This is a genomic window from Colwellia sp. (assembly GCF_013214175.1).
GTDB lineage: Bacteria > Pseudomonadota > Gammaproteobacteria > Enterobacterales > Alteromonadaceae > Colwellia.
Map to the genome: position 1 here is coordinate 72,309 of NZ_JABSPA010000005.1, position 22,653 is coordinate 94,961.

The 22,653-nt window shown below is 39.7% G+C and carries 17 protein-coding genes; 16 read left to right on the plus strand and 1 reads right to left on the minus strand.

The window, feature by feature from the left end:
- The first annotated feature begins 151 nt into the window (after positions 1-151).
- The 9 genes from HRT55_RS13195 (at position 152) to HRT55_RS13235 (ending at position 12,426) form a co-directional block, all read left to right on the plus strand.
- On the plus strand, positions 152-1,108 hold the full coding sequence (locus HRT55_RS13195) for a c-type cytochrome (protein WP_291621976.1): 957 nt from the start codon (positions 152-154) through the stop codon (positions 1,106-1,108).
- Between the two features lie 168 nt (positions 1,109-1,276).
- Positions 1,277-1,924 carry a paraquat-inducible protein A gene (locus HRT55_RS13200; RefSeq protein WP_291621978.1) on the plus strand — a complete coding sequence of 216 codons (648 nt, stop codon included), beginning with the start codon at positions 1,277-1,279 and terminating at the stop codon, positions 1,922-1,924.
- The gene (locus HRT55_RS13205) at positions 1,911-2,573 is read left to right on the plus strand and encodes a paraquat-inducible protein A (RefSeq protein ID WP_291621979.1); all 663 of its coding nucleotides are present in this window, start codon (positions 1,911-1,913) and stop codon (positions 2,571-2,573) included. Before HRT55_RS13200 ends, HRT55_RS13205 begins: the two co-directional genes overlap by 14 nt.
- A gap of 2 nt (positions 2,574-2,575) precedes the next feature.
- Complete coding sequence (locus HRT55_RS13210) at positions 2,576-5,680, plus strand: MlaD family protein (RefSeq protein WP_291621981.1); 3,105 nt, start codon at positions 2,576-2,578, stop codon at positions 5,678-5,680.
- A gap of 109 nt (positions 5,681-5,789) precedes the next feature.
- The gene (locus HRT55_RS13215) at positions 5,790-6,866 is read left to right on the plus strand and encodes an XdhC family protein (RefSeq protein WP_291621983.1); all 1,077 of its coding nucleotides are present in this window, start codon (positions 5,790-5,792) and stop codon (positions 6,864-6,866) included.
- Positions 6,856-7,506, plus strand: a complete 651-nt coding sequence (locus HRT55_RS13220) for a nucleotidyltransferase family protein (RefSeq protein ID WP_291621985.1) — start codon at positions 6,856-6,858, stop codon at positions 7,504-7,506. The genes HRT55_RS13215 and HRT55_RS13220 overlap by 11 nt, the downstream gene beginning before the upstream one ends.
- A 35-nt stretch (positions 7,507-7,541) precedes the next feature.
- Positions 7,542-8,153, plus strand: coding sequence for a (2Fe-2S)-binding protein (locus HRT55_RS13225; protein ID WP_291621986.1), 612 nt, complete (start codon positions 7,542-7,544; stop codon positions 8,151-8,153).
- Positions 8,150-10,402 (plus strand): molybdopterin cofactor-binding domain-containing protein, encoded by a 2,253-nt coding sequence (locus HRT55_RS13230; protein ID WP_291621989.1) that lies wholly within the window; start codon positions 8,150-8,152, stop codon positions 10,400-10,402. Before HRT55_RS13225 ends, HRT55_RS13230 begins: the two co-directional genes overlap by 4 nt.
- 191 nt (positions 10,403-10,593) lie before the next feature.
- Positions 10,594-12,426 (plus strand): methyl-accepting chemotaxis protein, encoded by a 1,833-nt coding sequence (locus tag HRT55_RS13235; RefSeq protein ID WP_291621991.1) that lies wholly within the window; start codon positions 10,594-10,596, stop codon positions 12,424-12,426.
- Between the two features lie 52 nt (positions 12,427-12,478).
- Here HRT55_RS13235 and HRT55_RS13240 read toward each other — a convergent pair whose 3' ends face one another.
- Positions 12,479-13,216: a helix-turn-helix transcriptional regulator gene (locus HRT55_RS13240; protein ID WP_291621993.1), complete on the minus strand. Its 738-nt coding sequence runs from the start codon at positions 13,214-13,216 to the stop codon at positions 12,479-12,481.
- Positions 13,217-13,580: 364 nt separating this feature from the next.
- On the opposite strand from HRT55_RS13240, the gene HRT55_RS13245 reads away from it, so the two are divergent.
- The 7 genes from HRT55_RS13245 (at position 13,581) to HRT55_RS13275 (ending at position 22,472) form a co-directional block, all read left to right on the plus strand.
- Complete coding sequence (locus HRT55_RS13245) at positions 13,581-14,321, plus strand: ABC transporter ATP-binding protein (protein ID WP_291621994.1); 741 nt, start codon at positions 13,581-13,583, stop codon at positions 14,319-14,321.
- A complete protein-coding gene (locus HRT55_RS13250; RefSeq protein ID WP_291621995.1) occupies positions 14,315-16,831 on the plus strand; it encodes an FtsX-like permease family protein in 2,517 nt (838 codons plus the stop codon). Before HRT55_RS13245 ends, HRT55_RS13250 begins: the two co-directional genes overlap by 7 nt.
- A 94-nt stretch (positions 16,832-16,925) precedes the next feature.
- Complete coding sequence (locus HRT55_RS13255) at positions 16,926-18,062, plus strand: type 1 glutamine amidotransferase domain-containing protein (protein WP_291621996.1); 1,137 nt, start codon at positions 16,926-16,928, stop codon at positions 18,060-18,062.
- Between the two features lie 29 nt (positions 18,063-18,091).
- On the plus strand, positions 18,092-18,787 hold the full coding sequence (locus HRT55_RS13260) for a response regulator transcription factor (RefSeq protein ID WP_291621997.1): 696 nt from the start codon (positions 18,092-18,094) through the stop codon (positions 18,785-18,787).
- A complete protein-coding gene (locus tag HRT55_RS13265; RefSeq protein ID WP_291621998.1) occupies positions 18,777-20,132 on the plus strand; it encodes a HAMP domain-containing sensor histidine kinase in 1,356 nt (451 codons plus the stop codon). The genes HRT55_RS13260 and HRT55_RS13265 overlap by 11 nt, the downstream gene beginning before the upstream one ends.
- 186 nt (positions 20,133-20,318) lie before the next feature.
- Positions 20,319-21,017 carry a response regulator transcription factor gene (locus tag HRT55_RS13270; RefSeq protein ID WP_291622353.1) on the plus strand — a complete coding sequence of 233 codons (699 nt, stop codon included), beginning with the start codon at positions 20,319-20,321 and terminating at the stop codon, positions 21,015-21,017.
- Between the two features lie 96 nt (positions 21,018-21,113).
- The gene (locus HRT55_RS13275) at positions 21,114-22,472 is read left to right on the plus strand and encodes a sensor histidine kinase (RefSeq protein WP_291621999.1); all 1,359 of its coding nucleotides are present in this window, start codon (positions 21,114-21,116) and stop codon (positions 22,470-22,472) included.
- The last annotated feature ends 181 nt before the right edge of the window (positions 22,473-22,653 follow it).

Consider the following 22,653-nt stretch of genomic DNA (forward strand, 5'->3'; position numbering starts at 1 on the left):
TTGTCTGATTTTTTCTTCTCCACTATTACACGGGGCCAATATTCGTGTAAAATGCCGACACATCCATCATACTTTTTTATCATTTTTTAATTAGATAGCTATTATAATATTCAAAAAGCTAAGTGATTAATGACAAGCAGAGAGCAACTCAATGAAAAAAATTATCTTTTCGCTACTTGTAGCCTTAAGTTCCGTAAGTGCTGTACAAGCCGCAGATGCTAACGCAGGTAAAGAAAAATCAGTCACTTGTAGCGCCTGTCACGGTCCTACAGGTGTTAGTGCAAGTCCTATGTTCCCTAACCTTGCCGGTCAAAATGACGCTTATATCATTAAGCAATTAAAAGATTTTAAATCTGGCGCACGTACCGATGCCATGATGGCGCCTATGGCGGCTAACTTATCTGAAGCAGATATGGCTGATTTAGCGGCTCATTTTTCTGGTTTACCTAGTGCCAATGAGCAAGCGGCAGCATCAGCAAGTACTGGCTCTAGTACAGATGCAGCGCCAGTAAGTGCTCCAGCTGCTGGTAATGTTGAAATTGTCGCTTCTACCCCAGCATCAGCAATTTATGCAGGTAATGTAGCAGCCGGTAAAGATAAAGCACTAGCCTGTGCCGCTTGTCATGGCGCTGACGGTAACAGCTTAGTACCTATGTACCCTAGCCTTGCGGGACAAAGTGCTAACTATATTGCAAAGCAACTAGCTGATTTCAAATCAGGCGATCGTAACGACCCAGTAATGGCGGGTATGGTTGCAGCGTTATCGAAAGAAGACATGAACGACTTAGCCGCTTTCTTTGCTGTGCAAAGCAAAAATGCAGGTACTGGCGAGTCAAATGAAGTCGGACATAAATTATACATTGGCGGCGATGCTAATAAAGGTGTTACTGCTTGTATTGCTTGTCATGGTGTTGCAGGTAAAGGCATGAAACAAGCTGGCTTCCCAAGTATTACTGGTCAAAGTAAAGATTACTTGAAAAAGCAACTTACTAGTTTCCGTGACGGCAGTCGTGGTAATGATAACAATGGTATTATGCGTAACATCGCCATTAAATTATCAGATGCTGATATTGAAGCGGTTGCACAATACATCACGTCATTAAAATAATAATGACTTGCTTGCTTCATTAGCAAATATCTAAAAAAAGCAGCGTTTATCGCTGCTTTTTTTTTATGATATTTTTGCATAATTCGAAATTAAGTAGACAGCTAACAACTAAATTGAAAATTAGTCATTTAATGGGAAAATCGCAATTAATGGATAAATCGCAGCTAAATGAACAGCAAAATTAACCCGACATTCTTTGTCGCTTGTCAGCAGTGTGATGCACTCTATGACAAGCCGCAATTAAAACAAGGACAACTGGCCAAATGCAACCGCTGTGGCAGCACCTTAATTGAACGTAAGGTTGACTCCATTGAGCGTAGCTTTAACTGGTCGCTTGCCGGTTTAATGCTAATGTTACCAGCAATTTTATTGCCTATCATGGGTGTTACCTTAGCTGGGCAATTCCATCAAGCGTCATTATTTGATTGTATCTTGGTTCTGATTGACCGTGGCTTTTTTATGATCGCCTGTTTGGTCTTTCTCTTTGCTATTGCTGTGCCCATTGTCCGCTTAGCCGGCGCATTTTATATTTCCTACAGTTTTAAATTTCACAAACTGAAACCTTCACTGCTAAACTTTTTTCGCGCTTATCATTACCTTGATAACTGGGCTATGCTCAATGTTTTTATGCTTGGCATTGTTGTATCTATGTATAAGTTGATTGATGATACTGAACTATCAATCAACCTTGGCTTATTTGCTTTTGTCTTCTGGCTAATTTGCTCTACCATGTCAGCTGCGGCACTCGACCAAGATTATATCTGGGATAAGTTAGAGCGGGCTTTCCCGAGGAATTGTGCTAATGAACACAGCTAAAAGTAAGGGCTTAGCTTTATGTCCTAAATGCCATAAGCTTAATAGTTTACAGGCCGAACCGCAGCAGTGTAGCCGCTGTCACGGCATGTTTTATCAACGTAAACAGAACTCTTTACAATACACTTTAGCTTGGAATGTTGCCGCCTTAATCGCCTTTATTCCGGCGAACCTTTATCCGATAATGATTGTCTATCAATTGGGTATACCAAGTGAAGCCACCATTTTGTCCGGTATCGGCGAATTTATTGATTATGGTTTATATCCGATAGCCATCATTATTTTTACTGCCAGTATCATAGTGCCTTTATTAAAAATTATTGGCTTATTTGTGTTAGTTTACAAAGTACATACAGGCATACGTTTAAAACCAGACAAACATAGCAAATTTTACCATGCACTTGAATTTTTAGGACCTTGGTCAATGCTTGATGTCTTTGTTGTTGCTTTAATGGTTACCGTAGTAGAGCTTGGTTTTGTTACCTCGGTAGCCGCAGGTCCCGCGATAAATTACTTTACCATTACAGTAATTTTTACCATGTTTGCTGCCAATAGTTTTGACCCTCGCTTGTTATGGGATAAGAAGGCAACAGCACAAGCACCAATTTCCACAGACACTCTACCAAGAACTTTACCAGAAGAAAAAGGATAGAAATGACCCATAACAAAGATATTGCTGCCTCTGAGCATAATCAAAGCACTGACAAAAACCATGCTGAAGTTGTCCCACGTCAGGGCATATCTATTATTTGGTTTGTGCCTTTTATTGCCTTAATTTTTGGCTTATGGCTTACGGTAAAGGTAGTTTCTGAACAAGGTACCTTGATCACCATAGAGTTTGATAATGGCTCAGGCATAGTGCCCAATAAAACTGAAGTTCGCTTTAAAGGCCTAATAACCGGCTTAGTAAAAAAAGTTGTACCTTCGGCAGACTTGCAACGCGTTATTGCCGAAGTTGAAATTTCTAAAAACTTTGCTAATTACTTAACCAAAAACACCCGTTTTTGGTTAGTTAGTGCTGATATTTCTTTGCAAGGTGTCTCTGGCTTAGAAACGCTAATTTCGGGTAGTTATATCACTATCCTGCCTGATACCAGAAATGATGCCGAGAGTCAGGATCACTTTATTGCCTTAACAGAAGCACCGACGTTAGATATGTCGACCCCAGGCTTACACCTGACCTTACATACCGACGTATTAGGCTCTATTAGTGAAAATTCACCTATTAGCTTCAAACAAATTCCCATTGGCTATGTCACAGGTTATCACTATATAGAAAGCAGTAAGAAAATTGCCATTAACATTTTCATTGAACCCGAGTTTGCCCATTTGGTAAAGGAGAACTCTTTATTTTATAACACCAGTGGCATACAAGTTACTGCCTCACTCTCTGGTGGAGTTAAAATCAATACCGATTCTTTAGCTTCGATAATGGCGGGCGGCATTGCAGTAGATACTTTAAGTTACCAAAAAGATTTAGCTCCAGCCAAAAATGGCCAAGAATTTCCCTTACATGCTGATTTTCAATCCGCTGAAATGGGTCATGAAGTAGAGTTAACCTTGGATTGGAATTCTGGCATTGATCACAATGCAGCAATTTTATACCAAGGCCTTACAATTGGTGTTATTGAGTCATTTAGTAAAATAGACCCCGTTAGTCGAAAAATTACCGCTATTGCTAAAGTGAATCCACGTGTCGTTCCTTATTTAACAGAGCAATCTCAATTCTATATTGTTGCCCCACAAATTAGTCTTACCGGCTTATCTAACGCTAAGACCTTATTAACCGGTAGCTACATTAGCATCAGGCCTTCGTTAGCAGGAAAACCTCGCAACAAATTTAAAGTGTTTAGTAATAAGCCACCTTATAAATATAGCGAACCAGGTTTGCACTTAATGTTAACCAGTAATGACCGTAGCTCATTACAAGTGGGTAGCAATGTTTATTACAAGCAGCAAGTAGTAGGTAATATACAAGCCATTGAAACCACGGCACCTGAGCGCCATTTAATTCATATTCATGTGCAACCCGAATTTAGTCATTATGTGAATCATAGCAGTCGATTTTACAATAATTCCGGCGTGAAGATATCGGCAAGTTTACTGGGGATCGATATTCAAGCCCAATCACTACAGAGTATGTTAACCGGTGGTATTGCTTTTTCTAATCAAAGAAATAGCCATAGCAATAATCAAGATACACAAAGGAAATTGGTTAAAAATGGTGATAGTTTTTCACTGTATGCTAATAACAAACTGGCCGAGCAAAATGTGAGCTTTACCCTGAATATTGCTGCCAGTGAACAAGTAAGCACCAACACCCGTGTTTTATATCGTGGTATTGAAATTGGTGCCATTCATCAAGTTCATAGCCAAGGGGAATACCAGCAATTACAGTTAGGTTTATTAGCTAAATATCAGTATATCTTAAAGGAAAATACCCAATTTTACTTAGTTAAGCCCAGTTTAAGCCTGTCCGGTGCTAGCGATACTGATGCTTTGTTTGGTGGTACTTACATCACCTTTAACTTGGGTCAAGGTGATGTACAAACGCAGTTTAACTTATTTAACAAACCGCCGGTAAAATCGGCCAGCGCGCCAGGTTTACAACTTACCTTACTCACTGAACACGCCAGCGTAGCAACACCGGGTAGTGCGGTTAGTTACCGCGGTATAACCATTGGTCAAGTGGATAATGTCAGCCTAGATAAGGCAGATGATAATATTAAAGTCAGCATCACCATTGATGAAGAGCACCGAGATTTATTACAAAGTACCAGCCGCTTCTATAATGCGGGCGGTATTAGTATTTCTGGTGGTATCAGCGACTTCGTAGTAAAAACTGAATCACTTGATGCCATTTTACGTGGTGGTATCAGCTTTTACACTCCAGACACGGCACTAACGAGTTCGTTAACAACGAAAGCGCCAGTTGAAGAACTGGCAACGTTTACCTTATTTAAACATGAAGAACATGCCAAAGACGCCGGCCAGGCAATTAGTATCCAATTTAATGATATTTCCGGCTTAAAAGTAAATACCAAGGTGGTCTATCAAGAACAAGCCGTCGGTGTGGTTGAGCGTTTAATTTTTAGCAAAAATAAAGTTGGCGTTACCACACTGGTGTTACTCAATGATTTAGGTAGTCAATACGCTAGACAAGGTACTAAATTTTGGAAAATTGAACCACAAATAGGCTTAGTCGGTTCAAAAAATGTTGCCGCTTTACTCGATGGTGCTTTTATTGGTTTATTACCTTCGCATTCAGCAGAGACTAAGCAGAAATATGAGTTTCAAGCCCTTGAATTAGCACCTACGGTTGAGCAATTAGCTTATGGCTTAAATGTTAAGTTAACTGCCGCACGACTTGGTTCGGTACGTGTCGGCAACCCTATTTTGTATCGTCAAATTAAGGTAGGTAAAGTCATTGGTATTGATTTATCACCGACAGCTGATCAGGTGAATATTTTTATCAATATTGCCAAACGTTACGCGCCACTCGTAAACGGCCAAAGTCAGTTTTGGAATACCAGTGGTATCAAGATTGAAGCCGGCATTTTCTCTGGGGTAAGTATTGATTCTGAATCGATAGAAACTCTGATTGCTGGTGGCATTGCCTTTGCTACACCTGAGCTTGATAAAGACTCGACATCACTCCCAGCAAGTTTCGTCTTACATCAAGGTGTCGATAAAGACTGGTTAGAATGGCAACCTAAAATTGCCATTAACCAACAAAACGCTGCAGTAGACGCAAGGTAGAGTAAATACATTAATTAATTACTTACATTTTAATTATCGACAACAGTTTAATTTGGCGACTTTCTCATTTATCTTGGCTAATTCACTTTATAAGCGAACGCAATAATAAATGAGTAATCGCCTCAAAGCATTATTAGCTAATTGGTTTACCGAAAAAGACTCCTGCCAATGGGTGCTTGCCAGCATCATTGAAACCCAACGTTCCTCTTACCGTAAAGCGGGCGCTATGATGTTCATTAATAGCCAAGGCAAAAGTTATGGCCTATTAAGCGGTGGCTGCCTAGAAGCAGATTTAATGCGGCAAGCACAAAAATGTTGGCATAAAAACACTAACATTACTGTCTGTTACGATATGCAAGATGATAGCGATATTGCCTGGCAACTGGGCATAGGTTGCGGCGGTTTAGTGAAGGTATTACTACAACCGATTAACCGTGATAATAACTACCTCGACTTAGTCACTTTAAAAAGCCAACTCGATAACCGTAACCCTTGTTTTTATCATATTGATAACTTCTATAGCGAAAGCAGCTCTTCGACTATCGAGCAAAGCGCCGTTCAAAAACCCTATCAAGCTAACAATCAAGTTTTATCAAAGCCAGTCAACGCCCTTGAACCTCTAATTACTATTAAACCAGCACCCGCTTTAGTTATTTTTGGTGGAGGTTTAGATGCACAACCACTGGTTAAAATGGCCAATACCTTAGGTTGGTTTATTTGTTTAGTTGATAGCAGAACCGCCTACGCTAGAGCTGCCTATTTTAAAGAGGCCGATGTCGTTATTAATCAAGATTATACTGAGCTAGAACAGAGCCTACTGTTACCCAAAGCTGATGCCGTGGTGATAATGCATCACAACGTTTCCCTCGATGCTCGCGCCTTACAACTGATTAACAGCCAAGTTAATTTAGCCGAAGCTAGTTATTTGGGTCTATTGGGACCACAACACAGAACGGAACAGGTACTAGAACAAGCAGGGATGAATACAGCTGACTTACCTAATAAGTTAATGAATAAATTAGCCAACCCCATAGGTTTTGATCTTGGTGGTGAGCTGCCAGAATCTATTGCCCTAGCCATATTATCTCAGGCACATGCCGCAGTAGAGCAAGCATCAGGTCAATCTTTAGGTTACTTTCAAAGTCAGATAAGCAACATCACGAAAGTTGCGAATCATGCAAGTTAATATAATTTTATTAGCGGCAGGAAAAGGCCAACGTTTTCAAGATTCAGCACCCAATCAAGTCGGTTGTGACGCTATTAAACAACTCGCTAACATTGATGGTAAGCCGCTAATTGTTAGTAGTATTGATAAATTACAGCCTTTACTTGAGCACTCTGACGTTAACATTTTGTATGTAACTTTAGGGGCAAATAAAAATGTTATTAAGACAAGATTACCTGCTGAAATTTCGATCATTGCCAGTCAGCACTGGTCACAAGGCATGGGCCATACCCTAGCGGAATCGGTGCAATCTATTAAAGCCCATAGTAGTCATGTATTGATTGCCCTAGCGGATCAAGCCTTAATCAGCACCGATCATTATCAAGCGTTACTCTGTGCTAGCAAAAAACAACCGAATAAAATCATTGCCACCCTGTGCGATGGGCAGTTAATGGCGCCCGCTATTTTCCCGGAAAAATACTTTCCACAATTGATAAAGCTGCAAGGTGATAAAGGTGCCGGACAACTATTAAAACAGCATGCCTTACAAAAAGATGCAATCGGCTGTGCAAAAGCAAAATTAGATATTGATACCTTGGCTGATTTAGAGCAAGTCAGACAAGAGTTAAAACACTCTCAACAAGAGAATAACTTACACTAAAACACACCTTCACACTGTCAAAACCTGGAGCCAGTATGATCAAAATGACCTTAAATAATAAGCCTGTTGAGCTTGATGTTAATCCACAAATGCCACTGCTTTATGCCCTGCGTGATGAGTTAAAACTCACCGGCACCAAATTTGGTTGCGGAGCAGGACAGTGCGGCGCTTGCACAGTACATGTTAATGGCCAGGCAATGCGCTCTTGTGTGACACCAGTCTCGGCTATTGCTGAGCAAGCTATTACCACCATTGAAGGTTTAGCAGATCATAACGGTAAATTGGGTGAAAGTGCCGTACAAATTGCTTGGCGTGAATTCAAAGTGCCCCAGTGTGGTTATTGTCAAAGTGGCCAAATGATGAGTGCAGCTGCGTTATTACAAGCCATTCCTCAACCAAGCGATGAGCAAATCATTGAACATATGCAAGGTAATATTTGTCGCTGTGGCACTTATAAGCGCATTAAGGCTGCAATAAAGTCTGCTGCGACTCATTCATCAGCAAGTAGCTTATCAGCCAGTCATTCAGCTACAGGTAACTCAGCTGATAGCACCTTACCTGTTAGCACTTCACCTTCAAATAAAAGCAAAGTTGAAGTTTTTTCTGCCAGCCAGTTTGCTAGTAAGAAGCAAGGAGCATCATCATGAACGCTATTGAAAATGTCAGTCGTCGTGGTTTCTTAAAAGTTGCTGGTATTTCAACGGGTGCTTTTGTTTTAGGTATCAGCTTGCCTGTTGGTACGGCACAAGCCAAGTCATCGACCGGCGCACTCAGCCATGAATTAAACTTCTTTGTCAGTATTGCCAGCGATTCTATGGTGACCTTAGTTTGTCATCGCAGTGAAATGGGACAAGGTATTCGCACCAGTGTGCCACAAATTATTGCCGAAGAGCTAGAAGCTGATTGGCATAAAGTAACGGTTGTACAAGCCAAAGCCGACGCAAAATACGGCTCACAAGGTACCGCAGGCTCAGCGTCTATTCGTAATCATTTCACCAGCATTCGTCAAATAGGTGCTGTTGCCCGGGATATGCTTGAGCAAGCTGCCGCTAATATTTGGCAAGTGCCTCGTAGCGCTGTTAAAGCACATAAACATTATGTTGTGCATAGCGCTACCGGTGAAAAAATTAGCTTTGGTGAGCTTGCCAGTCACGCCGCCAAACTAACCCCGCCTGATAGCAAAACCATTAAATTAAAAGCGAATAGTGACTTTTCACTTATTGGTAAAGACGTCAAGTTAACCGACCTAGATGATATTGTTGCCGGTAAAGCGCAATACGCCCAAGATATTCAACTGCCCGATATGCTCATTGCCACTATCGTCAGACCGCCTGTGGTTGGCGGTAAAGTGATCTCCTTTGATGCCAGTGAAGCCTTAAAAGTAAAAGGTGTGGTCAATGTTATCGCCCTCAAAACACGCAGCATTCCAGTAGGTATCAATCCTTTAGGTGGTGTCGCAGTATTAGCCAACAATACTTGGGCCGCTATTGAAGGCCGTAAAAAACTAAAAATCAAATGGCAACTAGGTGACAAACAAAACCATAACAGCAATGAGTTTAGTAAACAGTTAGTCAAACAAGTGAATCAACAAGGTGAAACAGTTGCCAGTAAAGGCGATGTTTATAACCATCAATATAATGAAAATAATACCATAGCAGCAACCTACACTGTGCCTTACATTCACCATGCACCAATGGAAACTCCAGCAGCGACCGCTGTTGTTAACGGTAAAAAGTGTACCATTTGGGCCGGCACTCAAAACCCTCAGTGGGCTAAGGGTACTGTTGCCCGTGAGTTAGGATTAGAAAAAGACGAACAAGACAATATTGAGCTTAATGTCACACTAATGGGCGGCGCTTTTGGTCGTAAGTCCAAGGCTGATTTTATTGTTGAAGCGGTTGAACTAGCTAAGGCGAGCAAGCGTCCGGTAAAAGTCATTTGGAGTCGAGAAGATGATATTCAACATGGCTATTACCATTCAATTTCAGCCAATTACTGCAAAGCAGAATTAACAGCTAATGGCAGTGCCGATCATTGGATAAGTCGTAATGCTTACCCACCTATTGGTTGGTTGTGGAATGCCGAAGCTAAAGTTCCTAGTGATAATCAGCTAGCGCTTGGTTTTGGTGATATTCCCTTTGCCTTAAAAAATTTAAGCATCGAAAAACATGCGGTCGATTCTTTTGTTAGACCTGGCTGGGTTCGCTCAGTTGCCTGTATCAATAACGGCTTTGCTTTGGGTTCTTTTGTCGATGAATTAGCAGTAAAAGCAAAACTGCCCACCAGACAGATGTGGCTCAATTTACTCGGTGCAGATCGTCATGTCGATCCAAATGACAATGGCTTCAAATACTCTAATTATAATTTAGACTTAGCTGCCCACCCAATTGATACCAAACGCATGAAAGACCTAATCAACTTAATTAGTGATAAGGCAAAGGTTGAGCAAGAACTGCCAGAAAACCAAGGTTGGGGTATTAGCTTTTTACGTAGCTTTGGCTCTTTTGTTGCCGCAGCAACTAAGGTGGAAGTAGTTAACAATAAAGTCACCGTACTTGAAATGCATACCGCGGTAGATTGCGGCATTGTGATTACCCCTGATAGGGTTAAAGCACAAATGGAAGGTGCTATGGTATTTGGTTTATCCATTGCTTTGATGGGTGAGATATCAGTAAAAGATGGCCAGGTACAGCAAAGTAACTTTCATGATTACCCGGTAGCACGTATTGGCCAAGTACCTGAAATGCATGTTCATATTGTTAAGTCTGACGCACCTCCGGGTGGTATTGGTGAGCCCGGTGTACCACCAGTCGCGCCAAGTATCACAAATGCTATTTATCACGCCAGCAAAACACGTATTCGTGATTTACCTGTAAGCAAGGTCTTTACCGTTTAGAGCAATAAAAAGTGATGCTGCCAACTTATCATTTAGGGCAGCTATCAATTCAAAGCGGCTAAATAGAGTAACTGTATAATGTATATTTAAACCCTTATTCTAAATGATAACTATTAAGATTATTGGTTATTTTGATTTGTGCTACCTTTAGTGTATTCAAGGTTGAATAATTTAAAATACGGAGATTCTTTATGCCTTCCCAAACCCTATCACTTAGACGAAAACTACTCATCCTATTAGCAGCGGTTATTTTTGCATTGTTACTGCTGCTAACTACAACAAGTTATTTTAATAACCAAATAGGCCAGCTTAAAAAGCTAAAACATGATGTTCAACAATTAAAAATATATTCGCTGCAATTACGTCGTAATGAAAAAGATTTTATGCTTCGGAAAAAGTTGAAATATCTAGAAAAATTCAATAAAAATAATTTATTACTTGTTACCCTTTTAAAAGATATTGAGCAACAAAATACAAACATACATGCTGATATTCAATTAACTCAACTAACAAACTTATTTTCGAGGTATAAAAACACATTCAGCCAACTAACTGAACTAATGGTAATTAAGGGCCTAGACAAAAACTCAGGACAATATGCCCAACTACGTAGTGCTACCCATGAATTAGAAAAAGCTTTCGCATCTCAAAGTGATTTAGCAAGCCAAGTAATTTTACTTACTATGCGTCGGCATGAAAAAGATTACATGCTTAGAAATAACGAAGAATATCTCACTAAGCTTGCCATCAGCATAACTGAATTAAAATCCCGCTTTCCCAATAACCTAAACATAACCAATTTGATTAATAATTATCAAAATTCAATAAACTCCTATGCCGATATTAACCGTGAAATTGGTTTATCACCTACTCAAGGCCTTATCGGCGATATGCGCGCAGCAATACATAATGCAGAATCCTTATTACAAGTTTCTATCACTGATGCAACTGCATTCATAGAAAAAGAAGAGACCTTCGCCACGACTATATCTTTTAGCTTGTTTATTATTATTTCAATTGCATTATCTGTCTTCATTTTTAAGTTAATAAACATTGTTATTTTGCCTATTAGAAATGCCGTCGCAAGCATTGAAAATATTGTTAAAAGTAGGGATTTCTCCTTACAAATTCCGAAAGAAACAGATGATGAATTTGGCGAGGTAGTGGACGCCGTTAACCGTTTTATTAGATTTACCGATAAAATGAATAAAGCCGTTAAAGACTTGCAAACGGTCAGTGTGCAAGTCGAACAAAATGCTCAACTGACCGAGGCTAACCTTATTGAACAATCAGCCCAATGTGAGCAAGTATCTGCTGCGACCATAGAATTAGAAGCAAGTGCTCGGGAAGTGGCACAAAATATTCAGCTAACTACCGATACAGCACAAGAAATAGCAAAACATGTAACGCTCAATAAAACTCAACTTGATAAGTTAGCTTCATCATTATCTGGTAATGCCGATGAGCTGGTAAATTCTTCAGCGGATATCAGTTTACTAGAAAAAAAATGCCAATCCATCGGCGACTTTATTAATGAAATTAGAAGTATTGCCGAGCAAACAAATTTATTAGCACTTAATGCCGCAATTGAAGCGGCACGTGCTGGAGCACATGGCAGGGGTTTTTCAGTTGTCGCTGACGAAGTAAGGAACCTCGCCGACAGAACGCAATTATCAACAAGGCGAATAACTGAAATTATTAATGAGCTGCAATTACTCACTAAACATGCCGTCACCAATGTTGAAAAGTGCAAAGATAACAGCCTTGCCAATCTTTCTAATATTGAGACTTCATGTATTACCCTATCTGATGTTATGAGTTATGTAGAAACCATAAATCAAATGACGGAAACTATTTCAGGATCGACACAGGAACAAACAGCTGCTATTCACGAAATAGCCATGAGCATCACCTATATTAAAGACAAAAATACCGATTTATTAGGACAAGCAAAATCGAGTGTCTCTAATTGCTCATTAGCCAATGAAAAGACCTATAAATTACTATCACACAAGCTAAGTTAATATACTGATAAGCAACGATTAAACTATACGAAATAATCGTTGCTTATGAACGCTAACGGGGCAATTTAAACAAACGACGTTCTAAGACAAAGCCCATAATACCGCTAATCATTAACAGAACACCCAATACTTGCAACCAAGCGTTGATAGCTCTGGGTTGTTGTAAAGGCATGTCATGTTTTGATCTTTGGAATAAACGACTACCCCCTTCGACGGGCATCTCAAAATAGTAGCCTTTGTTTTCAGGGATTAGCTTTACCAGAATGTCACTACGCTGCGCCATAACAACTTTTTGCTGTCGCATAATTTCATCTTTCTCATTACGATCTTTAATATTAATGAGCGCGTGCCAGTTCTGGAAGATATCACTTGGCTCTCCTGCCAACACCACGCCATATGAGCGATACTCATAAAGATTTTCATTAAAAACTTGTTTGCTATAACCAAGATAAAACAGGGTCACAGCAAAGACAATTAAACTACTGGCGATATAGAGTAAATTACGCTGTTGCTTTAGCTGCTTAACACTTGCTTGTTGATATAGTTGTTCGATATCAGCAATCACTAATAAGTTTTTCTTGATATAACTTTTCTCTAGCGGCTCAATCAGTTGTTCCGCTGTTAACGAAAATGCACTGAGTAACTTTCTAAAGACTTCATTAGAAGGCAGTGACTTATCATTTTCTAGTTTTGATAAATAAGATTGCTCGATACCGGCAAGTTCGGCTAGTTCCGGCTGACTTAGCGATTTTTCTGCACGTAATTTCTTTAACTGTTCACCTAATGTCATGGCTAATATCCCATATAATTTGATTAATACTTTATCTATAGAGTTATAAGTAAAGCGCCGGCCGCTGATTACTTTGTTTTACTACCAATTAGTAATAACTATAAATTTTTATTATTAACTGCCTAGTAGCTAAGGGTATTCTTAGTTATTCCAAAAGAAATAACTAGCTGAATATTTGGGAATATTGCCATATAGATAAGAATATCAACACTAGCCATGCATTAAGATATCAATACTCGCATCTAGATGCGATATAAAAACCTAACATGGGAAGTTTTGAAATAACATTTCACATTGATTTCACACCGACCCTTTTAACCTTGTTGTCACTAATGCGAACTGATGCAATTAAAGGCAACAAACCATGTCTAGTACTACTCACTCCAGTAATATTCAAGCCAGCTATATTCAATTACGTAATATTAGCCAATCATTTGCGCTTAATGATACAAAGGTCACCTTATTCGAACAGCTAAACCTCACCATAAGACAAGGGCAGTCGTACGCCATTATGGGACCATCCGGTGCGGGAAAGTCTAGCTTGCTGATGTTGATGTCAGGTTTAGAGCTACCTAGCTCAGGGCAAGGTGTTTATGTTAAAGACGGTGTCAAAGGTAAACAAGAGTCTAGTTTAGAAGCGCTACGACCGGATATTGGTTTTATCTTTCAGCAATTTCATTTACTGCCCGAGTTAACGGCGCTTAATAATGTAGCTTTGCCGCTAAAGTTACGTGGTGATAAAGAGGCTATTAGCAAAGCGAAAGTGATGTTGACAAAAGTAGGTTTGCAAGACCGTATTCACCATAACCCAAATGAACTCAGTGGCGGAGAACAGCAAAGAGTAGCTATTGCCAGAGCGTTAGTTTTTGAGCCTCGCTTTATTTTTGCCGATGAACCGACAGGTAATCTAGATGAAAAAAGTGCTGGAGATATTGCCAATATATTGCTCAATTGTTGTAAAGACAGCAATGCCGCTTTGATCATGGTGACTCACAGTCAGGTATTAGCCAATAAAGCCGAACATGTTTTTAACTTAACCCATGACGGCTTAACTCAGCTCAAAGGTTACAACACTAAAATAGGACACTTGGAGGCAGCATGTTAATAACAAGTAGAGCCTTAATAGAAAGCAGAACCTTATTAGAAAGAACTAAATTGGCTTGGCAGTTTTATCGCCAGGAATACCATTTGCCACAGCAACGATTATTACGCTGGACACAAACGATATTGCTTATTTTTATGTTGGCGTTAACCCAATCGAGTTTTAGTGTTCAGCAGTATTTAACGCAAAATCTACAAGGATTATTAGGCGCCGATGCGAAAATAAGTCAGCGGCAACCTTTTACCAACCAACAGGTTAATGATTTATCTGAACAGGTAAAAGAATTGGTAGCAACGCAGCAAATTAAAATTAACTTCAGTCATCAAGACAGCTGGCAATATATTAGTTTAAAAGCAGTGGCTGATAGTTATCCCTTACAAGGAGAGTTGCTAACCGCGACTTCACTAGCTGGTAATACAGAGCAAAGTTTAACTGGTCCCAAACAAGGTGAAATTTGGTTTGATAGCCGCTTGTTCGCCAGTTTTAACCTAAAAACTGGCGATATTGTTCATATTGCCAAGCAAGAATTTGTCTTCACCAAGCTAATCAAACATGAGCCAGATAGATTAATGGCAGGCCATAATGTTGCTATGCGCGCCATGATAAATATTGCCGATATGGCAAAACTTAACTTTAGTGAAAACCTTATTAATTATCGTTATTTGTTAGCCCTTGATTCAACACAATTATCGTCCTTACAAGACTGGCAACAACAACATTTACCAGCAGCGCAACTTGTTCATAAACAAGGTAATCACCCACTGGCATTGTTTTGGCAACGCACAGAAAATTTTATTGGCCTAGCATCTATTATTTTATTCTTTATGGCGGCTATTGCCATTGAACAAATAGCATTAAAACACCAAAACAAAGAGCAATATTTTTCTGCTGTCTGTATGAGCTTAGGCGCATCAAAAAGCACGGGCATTGTCGTTTCAATATTGAAATGGTGCTTTTCCCTGTTGTTATTATTGCCTATTGCGCTACTTGCTGCTGCAGCTTGTCATTGGTTGATCATTCATTATTTAACTGACAATTTTCCAAATTTACAGTGGCAATGGCATTATGGTCTTAGCCTGAAAACCTTGGCTTTTATTAGTCTGATATTTGCTTTGTTTTACTTACCGGTTTGGTACTCATTACTTAATAGCAGTGTCGGTAAGTTATTTACTAGCGCAAAAAATACTGGCAGTAACTTTGGCCAAAAGCTGGTCTCTGTCGCGGTATTAGTGATAGTTGTTTTGGCTTACTCAGATAATGCTTTATTAACCATGATGCTAGTAGGCGCAATGTTGGTGACCATAGTATTAATACTGCTATTAAGTTGGTTAGTATTAACCTTAGGAGAAAAATTTACGCAAAATTTATCAGGTTTATTACCCTTTGTATTTTTTATGATGAAACAACGTTTAGTCAGTAAAAGTACCCAAATTTTAGGTGTCGGGTTATCGGCGTTTTTATTGCTGTTTACCCTGATGTTAATGCATGATTTAGGCAAGACTATGTCATCTTATCAGCGACAGCATGATGGCAACTTAATGGTGTCGAAAGCAACCAATGATCAGCTGAGTTACCTGAAAAACTGGGCCAGTGAACATAATATTATTATTCGTCAAAATAAAAGTTATATGCAAGCCAAGCTAATTGAAATTAATGAGCAATCACTGGCTGAGCATACGGACAAACCAAGTGATAGTTTGGCCACTTTCTCCCGTGAAATTAGAATGCATTGGAATAACCAGCTGCCAAGTAATAATCGCCTTCTTTCGGGTACTTGGTGGCAAGCTGATAGCGATAATTGGCAACAAGTATCGGTTGAGCAAGAAGTGCTGACCGATATGGGTCTGTCGTTAGGTGATGAATTAACTTTTATTATCTCTGGCCAACGTTATAGCTTTATCATAACAGCCAGTCATGAGTTCAAACCAGGTAACGGCTCTATTACCTTTTGGATACAAATACCAACAGCAGCGATCGCCCATATTCAAGCTAACCATTACAGCATGGCAAGCTTAGAAGTAAGTGAGCAACAGCAGCCACTGTTAGCTGAGTTATGGCAAAAATTTCCGACTCTGCGTATGGTGTCATTGCAGCAGATGACCGAGCGTTTCGACAATCTTTTAGCCATGATAACTAAGGTGATATCAGGCTTCTCAATGCTAATTATCTTACTGGCTGGCATCGTTATATTGGCGTCAATTAATGCGGTTGAAGCGAACGAGCAAAAGAAGAATAGTATTATTATGAGTTTTGGTTTTAATCGAATGACTTGTTTAAAACTTAATATTATTGAATGGCTTATTACGGCCATGATTGCTGCTGCTGGCGCAATAGTGGGTACTTACCTTGCTGGTTTACTCATTTATAAATCTCAATTCTCGCTAAATTATCAACCAGACTTTGTTTGGCTGTTTGTCACCTTATTTATAATTTTAGCCAGTGTTACCTCACTCGGTATTATTGCCAGCAGAAAAAGCCTTAACAGCTCGATTAGACAACTAATGACAGAATAAATAATTATTATATTCCCGAGCATTTCACACTTGTTTCACATTGATTTTGACATGCTAAGCGCAACTAATAAATGGATAGATAAGCGAGACGGCAATGAAAAATCGTAAACAACAAATGAATAACCTGACTACTTTTAAGTTAAGCAGTTTGATACTAATCATCCTAATGTTAATAACCCTGCAAGTTAGCGCTGCTTCGGTAAGTAAGAAGATTTTAATGGTGGTAAGTGGTTATGGCCAAGAGGATAAATCAGCCGGATATGAATTTGATGAATTCTCTAAAGCCTATTTAGTTTTCAAAGCCAATGGCATTAGTGTTGATGTTGCCAGCGCGAAAGGCGGTATAGTTGAGGCCGGTAAATACGACTCTAGCAAAGTGTACAATGCCAAGGCGCTGGCTGATAAAAGTATTATGGCTAAATTAGCCCATACCTTAGCCACGGGAGAGGTTGATGCCAGTAAATATAACGGTATTTTTATTGTTGGCGGTAAAGGCGCTATGTTTGACTTACCTAAAGATAAAGCGTTACAAACTTTAATTGCTGATATCTATCAACAACAAGGCTCAGTTGCCGCGGTATGTCATGGTCCAGCCGCCTTAGTAGATGTTAAGTTAAATGACGGCAGCTACCTAGTTGCTAACAAAGCTATTAATGGTTTTACCAATGTGGAAGAACAGCTGTTTGGTAAAAAATGGTTAGCGAAATTTGATTTTCTGTTAGAAGACAAATTGATTGAGCGTGGTGGTAAGTTTCAAGCCAGTGATATTATGTTAAGTCACGTCGCTATTGATGGTCGCTTGATTACCGGACAAAACCCAAGTTCAACCGTGGGGGTAGCTAATGCTTTGGTAAACAGCCTAGGTATTAAAGCCGTTGTTACTGAGCAATACCAAGGTGACAAAACCTTAGCGCTAGTGGCTAAATTGTTAGCGGGTGATAAGACCGCATTAACCACCTTAAAAGAAAATCAAGCAGATTATCACTTACCGTTAGTGGGCATGTACGGTTTTTATTATCTAAAAGTGGCCGAAAGTAATAGTCAAATTGCCAATGCTTTAATGCTAATGACAGCAGCACAAGCCGAAATGAATAATCCTATGTTAGATATGAAAATCGCCACAGCACAACAAAAGCTAGGCAAGGCCGAAATGGCAAAAAACACCTTAGCTCAATTATTACTGGAAAAACCTGATTACCAACCAGCGAAAGATATGTTAAAAACACTATAGTAATTAATAACTAACTTGGCAGTAGCAATATGACATCGACAGCATTACAGATTTTATTAGTAGAAGATCAGCTCGATATAGCACGCAATATTGCTGACTATTTAGAAGCTAAAGGTCATGTGCTTGATTTTGCCACGCAAGGACAGCAAGGCTTAGATCTAGCATTGAATAATCACTATGATCTGCTTATTCTGGATTTAAATCTGCCGGTAATGGATGGCTTAGTGGTTTGCCAACAAGTTAGGACAAAGTCTACTCGTCATATTCCTATATTAATGCTTACCGCTAGAGACAGTATTGACGATAAAGTCTCTGGTTTTACTGTCGGTGCTGATGATTACTTAACAAAACCTTTTTCCTTGCAAGAATTAGAAGTGCGTTGTTTGGCACTATCAAGAAGACATTTATTGCAAAGCGAAAACGTGGTTAATATTGGCCCGTTACAACTCGATAAAAAACGTCAAACGGTGCAGCGTGATGGTCAGTTACTCAACTTACATAGCATGGGTTATCGTATTTTAACTGTGTTAATTGATGCTTACCCGCAGGTGGTCAGTCGCTCACAATTATCACAACAGCTTTGGGGTGATGCACCGACTGAGTCAGACGCATTACGCTCACATATTTATCAGCTACGCACTGTGTTGGATAAACCCTTTGCCACTGCACTGTTAAAAACCCGCCATGGTGTTGGTTTTGTTTTGGATATTGAAAATGATAAATAGCAGTGTCACTCCAGCAAAAAAACATCACAGCTTAAGTCGACGTATTGTCGCGCAGTTTTGTATATTTACCCTTGTACTATCAAGTCTTTATGGCCTCTTAAGTTTCTCACTTATCTATGATTTAGAAGATAACTTTATCTACAATACTATGGATAACGAAGCTAAATACCTGACTGAAGGTTATCAGCAGCAAGGTCAGTGGCCAAAACCTCGCAGTAACAATATGCAACTGCACTTTTCCAAAGACACTTTACCGGATGCAGTGACCTCAAAATTAGTTACAGAGCCCAAACGAGCCGAATTTTTTGGTAAAAAAGGTCTGCACTACCATCTGTATGCCCTACCTGATTTTCAGGAAGTTTATTTGTTAGCCGAAGTGAGTGACATGTTGTTAGTGCGACCTATGAGTGGCAGCTTATTACGTTTATTACTGGCTGCTAGCTTTGTTTTAATGATAATAGCCTGCCTTATTGCTTGGTTATTAGGCCGTAACACCGCTAAGCCATTACAACAGCTTGCTGACTTGGTTGATGGTGTAGCACCTGAACATATTCCTGATAATTTTGCCGAGCAATTTCCTCGTAATGAGATTGGCATTTTAGCCACTACCTTAGAAGAAACCATGGCGCGAATTAAACAAGCTCTGGCAAGAGAAAAGAACTTTACCCGTGATGTCAGCCACGAGCTGCGTACACCCGTTGCCATCATTAAAAATACGGTAGAAGTTTATCAAAGCCGCCATAATCTAGATAAAAGTGCAGATCAACAAGCTAATGATGCCCTAGCCGTCGATACCCTAATGAAGCGTATTGGTGATGCCAGTGTGCAAATGGAGCAAACCGTTGTGACCTTATTATCATTAGCACGAGAAGAGCAAACTTCTGTTGATAAATCGGCAGTGAATTTAATCGCCTTAATTGAACAAGCCGTTATCGATCACAGTTATTTGCTTAATAACAAAGCCGTTGAAGTTGTCGTTGACGACAATACCAATACTAGGCTTTACCTGCAGCAAGGCATGTTAAAAGTATTGCTAGATAATTTAATCAGCAATGCTTTTCAGTACACATACACGGGTGAGGTACGCATTAGTTATCTCGATAATCGTTTGATTATCGCCGATACTGGCTCGGGTATAGAAGCTGATATTGCCGACAAAGTTACCGAACTTGCAGTAAAAGGCAGCCAAAGTACCGGCTATGGTTTTGGTTTATCTATAGTGAAACGTTTATGTGAACATCAAGGCTGGCAACTTAAAGTGAGCAGTACCAGCACGAGTCCTAGTCACGGTAGCAGTAACGCCATAAATAAGGGGACCGAGATTTCAGTGCTATTTAGTAGTTAATAACCCCTTTTAGCATAGGCCTTTGCTGTCAGAGCTTTTCGGCATACAAATACCCGCTAAGCTAAGTAATTAAATTCATATAATATTAATTACTTAACAAGTTAAACCCACTCAAAACTTAATAAGAACTATTTGCATAAAAGAGGTATGATATCGGTCAGTTTTTATATTGAGTGTTTAATTATGCTGCCGCCAGCGCGAATTTTGATCATAGAAGATGACTTAGCACTTAACGAGCAAGTTACAGCTTTACTAACTAAGCATCATTACCACGTTCATCAATGCACCGATGGCGAGCAAGGTCTATCGGCAGCATTATCATTAAACTTTGATCTCATTTTACTTGATGCTCGCTTACCTAAGCTTGATGGCTTCTCGCTATTAACCTCATTAAGAAAACATAAAAAAACCCCAGTGATTATGGTCACTGCCTGTGGCGCGGAAGAAGAAAGAATACAAGGCTTTCGACAAGGCGCAGATGACTATTTAGCTAAACCTTTTAATATCACTGAATTACTATTTCGTATTGAAGCCATATTAAGACGCACCTTAGTTGATCCTACTGAGGCAGTTAAATCGACCAGCCAGCAACACCTTGAAGTTGATATGTTACAACTCAATAAACATGACATGACACTTTCATATGCTCAACAAGCCATCAAAGTAACTGCCATTCAATTCAAGTTGCTCTGGGCCTTAGTAACCCACCAAGATGAAGTATTAAGTAAGCCTTTTTTATACCCTTTAGTACTAGATCGTGAGTTTAGCTTGTATGACCGTAGTTTAGATATGCACTTAAGCCGGATAAGAAAAAAACTCATCGCCGCCGGTATGTCAGCTAACCGCATTGAAACCGCCCATGGCCGCGGTTATTGCTTTAAATAAAATACTTAAACTAAGCCCGCTAGACATCGTTTTTCCTTTTTACTTAAGTTCCTTAATGCTAACTGGTGCTGAGTTAACCTCTTTGAGACCAACATTATGAATAAACAGTTTTTTTGGAAGCTTTGCTTAATTATTGTCGCCGGTTCAATGGCTCTGTATTGGCTTATTGATCTGTTATCCAATCACACTGAACTGCGTATGAGTCATATAGCAACGGAGCATCAACAACAAATACTTGCTTATGCAGATCAGGCTGAGCAACTTTATCTTCAAGGTGACATCATTGCGCTAACCGCCTATATGAAAAAAATTCAACAGCAAGAGCATACCTGGGCATCGGTTGTGCAATCTCGGCTAAAGCCTTTAGCGGGCACTCGCTTATCAAAGAGTTATATTGAAGAATTTACTTTAGGCAGAGATGTCAGCTGGAAGATTCATTTATATTTTAAAGAGAACCCTGTTATGGGTGTTGTCTTTGCTGATAAAACAAGCCATTTCTTAATGCAATTACCGGCAAGAATGCGACCAGGAAGTTATTGGGGCATAACCTCTTTAGTGTTAAAAATTGCCTTACCTGTGGTGCTACTGAGCTTATTAACCGCCTTGCTGTACCGACATATGATGCAACCATTACGTCGATTAGAGCAAGCCAGTCGCAAGTTAAGCCAAGGTGATTTTAGCGCCCGAGTTTGTACTCATTTGGGTAATCGTAATGATGAATTTACGCATGTCGCGCAGACCTTTGATGCCATGGCCCAGCGCATAGGTAAAATGGTAACTCGCCAGCGAGAATTTATAGCCGACTTTTCCCATGAATTACGTACACCAATAACGCGCATTGAAATGGCACTCGCTTGTGCGCAATCGGAGCTTAATAGCCAAGAAATGCTGGCACGTATCGCGCTAGAAGTTAAAGGTATGCGTAAACTTGCTGAAGATTCACTAACCCTTGCATGGTTAGATAATGAGGAGCCAAAAGCCAGTGATGAAAATTTTGATTTGGTCGACTTGCTCGACAGTATTCTTGACGATGGTAGTTTTGAGTTCCCAGATAAAGTAATCAACAGAGAGCTACCTGAGTCATTACTATTTTATGGTAATAGCCGTTTACTTGGCCAAGCTTTCGAAAACATTATTAGAAATGCCCTGCGCTATGCCAAGCACGAAGTGCTATTGGCACTTGTTATTGAAGAAGATGAAATAGTATTAACTATTGCCGATGACGGTGTTGGCGTAGAGCACCAGCATTTGGCTGATATATTCAAAGCCTTTTATCGCATCCCTACCATACAAGTGCAAACTATTAATCCTGGTTTTGGCTTAGGCTTGGCTTTAGCACAACGACAAATTATTGCTTGCCATGGCCAAGTGTTTGCCACAAATCGAGTAAAAAGTGGCTTGAAAATAACTATATTACTGCCAATATCCGACGAAAAATGTAACCGACAAATGTAACAATTGTAAAAGTACTTTAGTTTTGCTGATAAACGTAGAGAATACAGGCGAATGGGAATTATTATCATTTGCTTTATTGTTAAAGTAGCTTTAAATATTTTATAGCTCCCGATATCAGGGTTAAGCAAATGATTTCAGCTTTCTGCCAGTTACCATTCAAGAAACATGCATCTTGCATGGT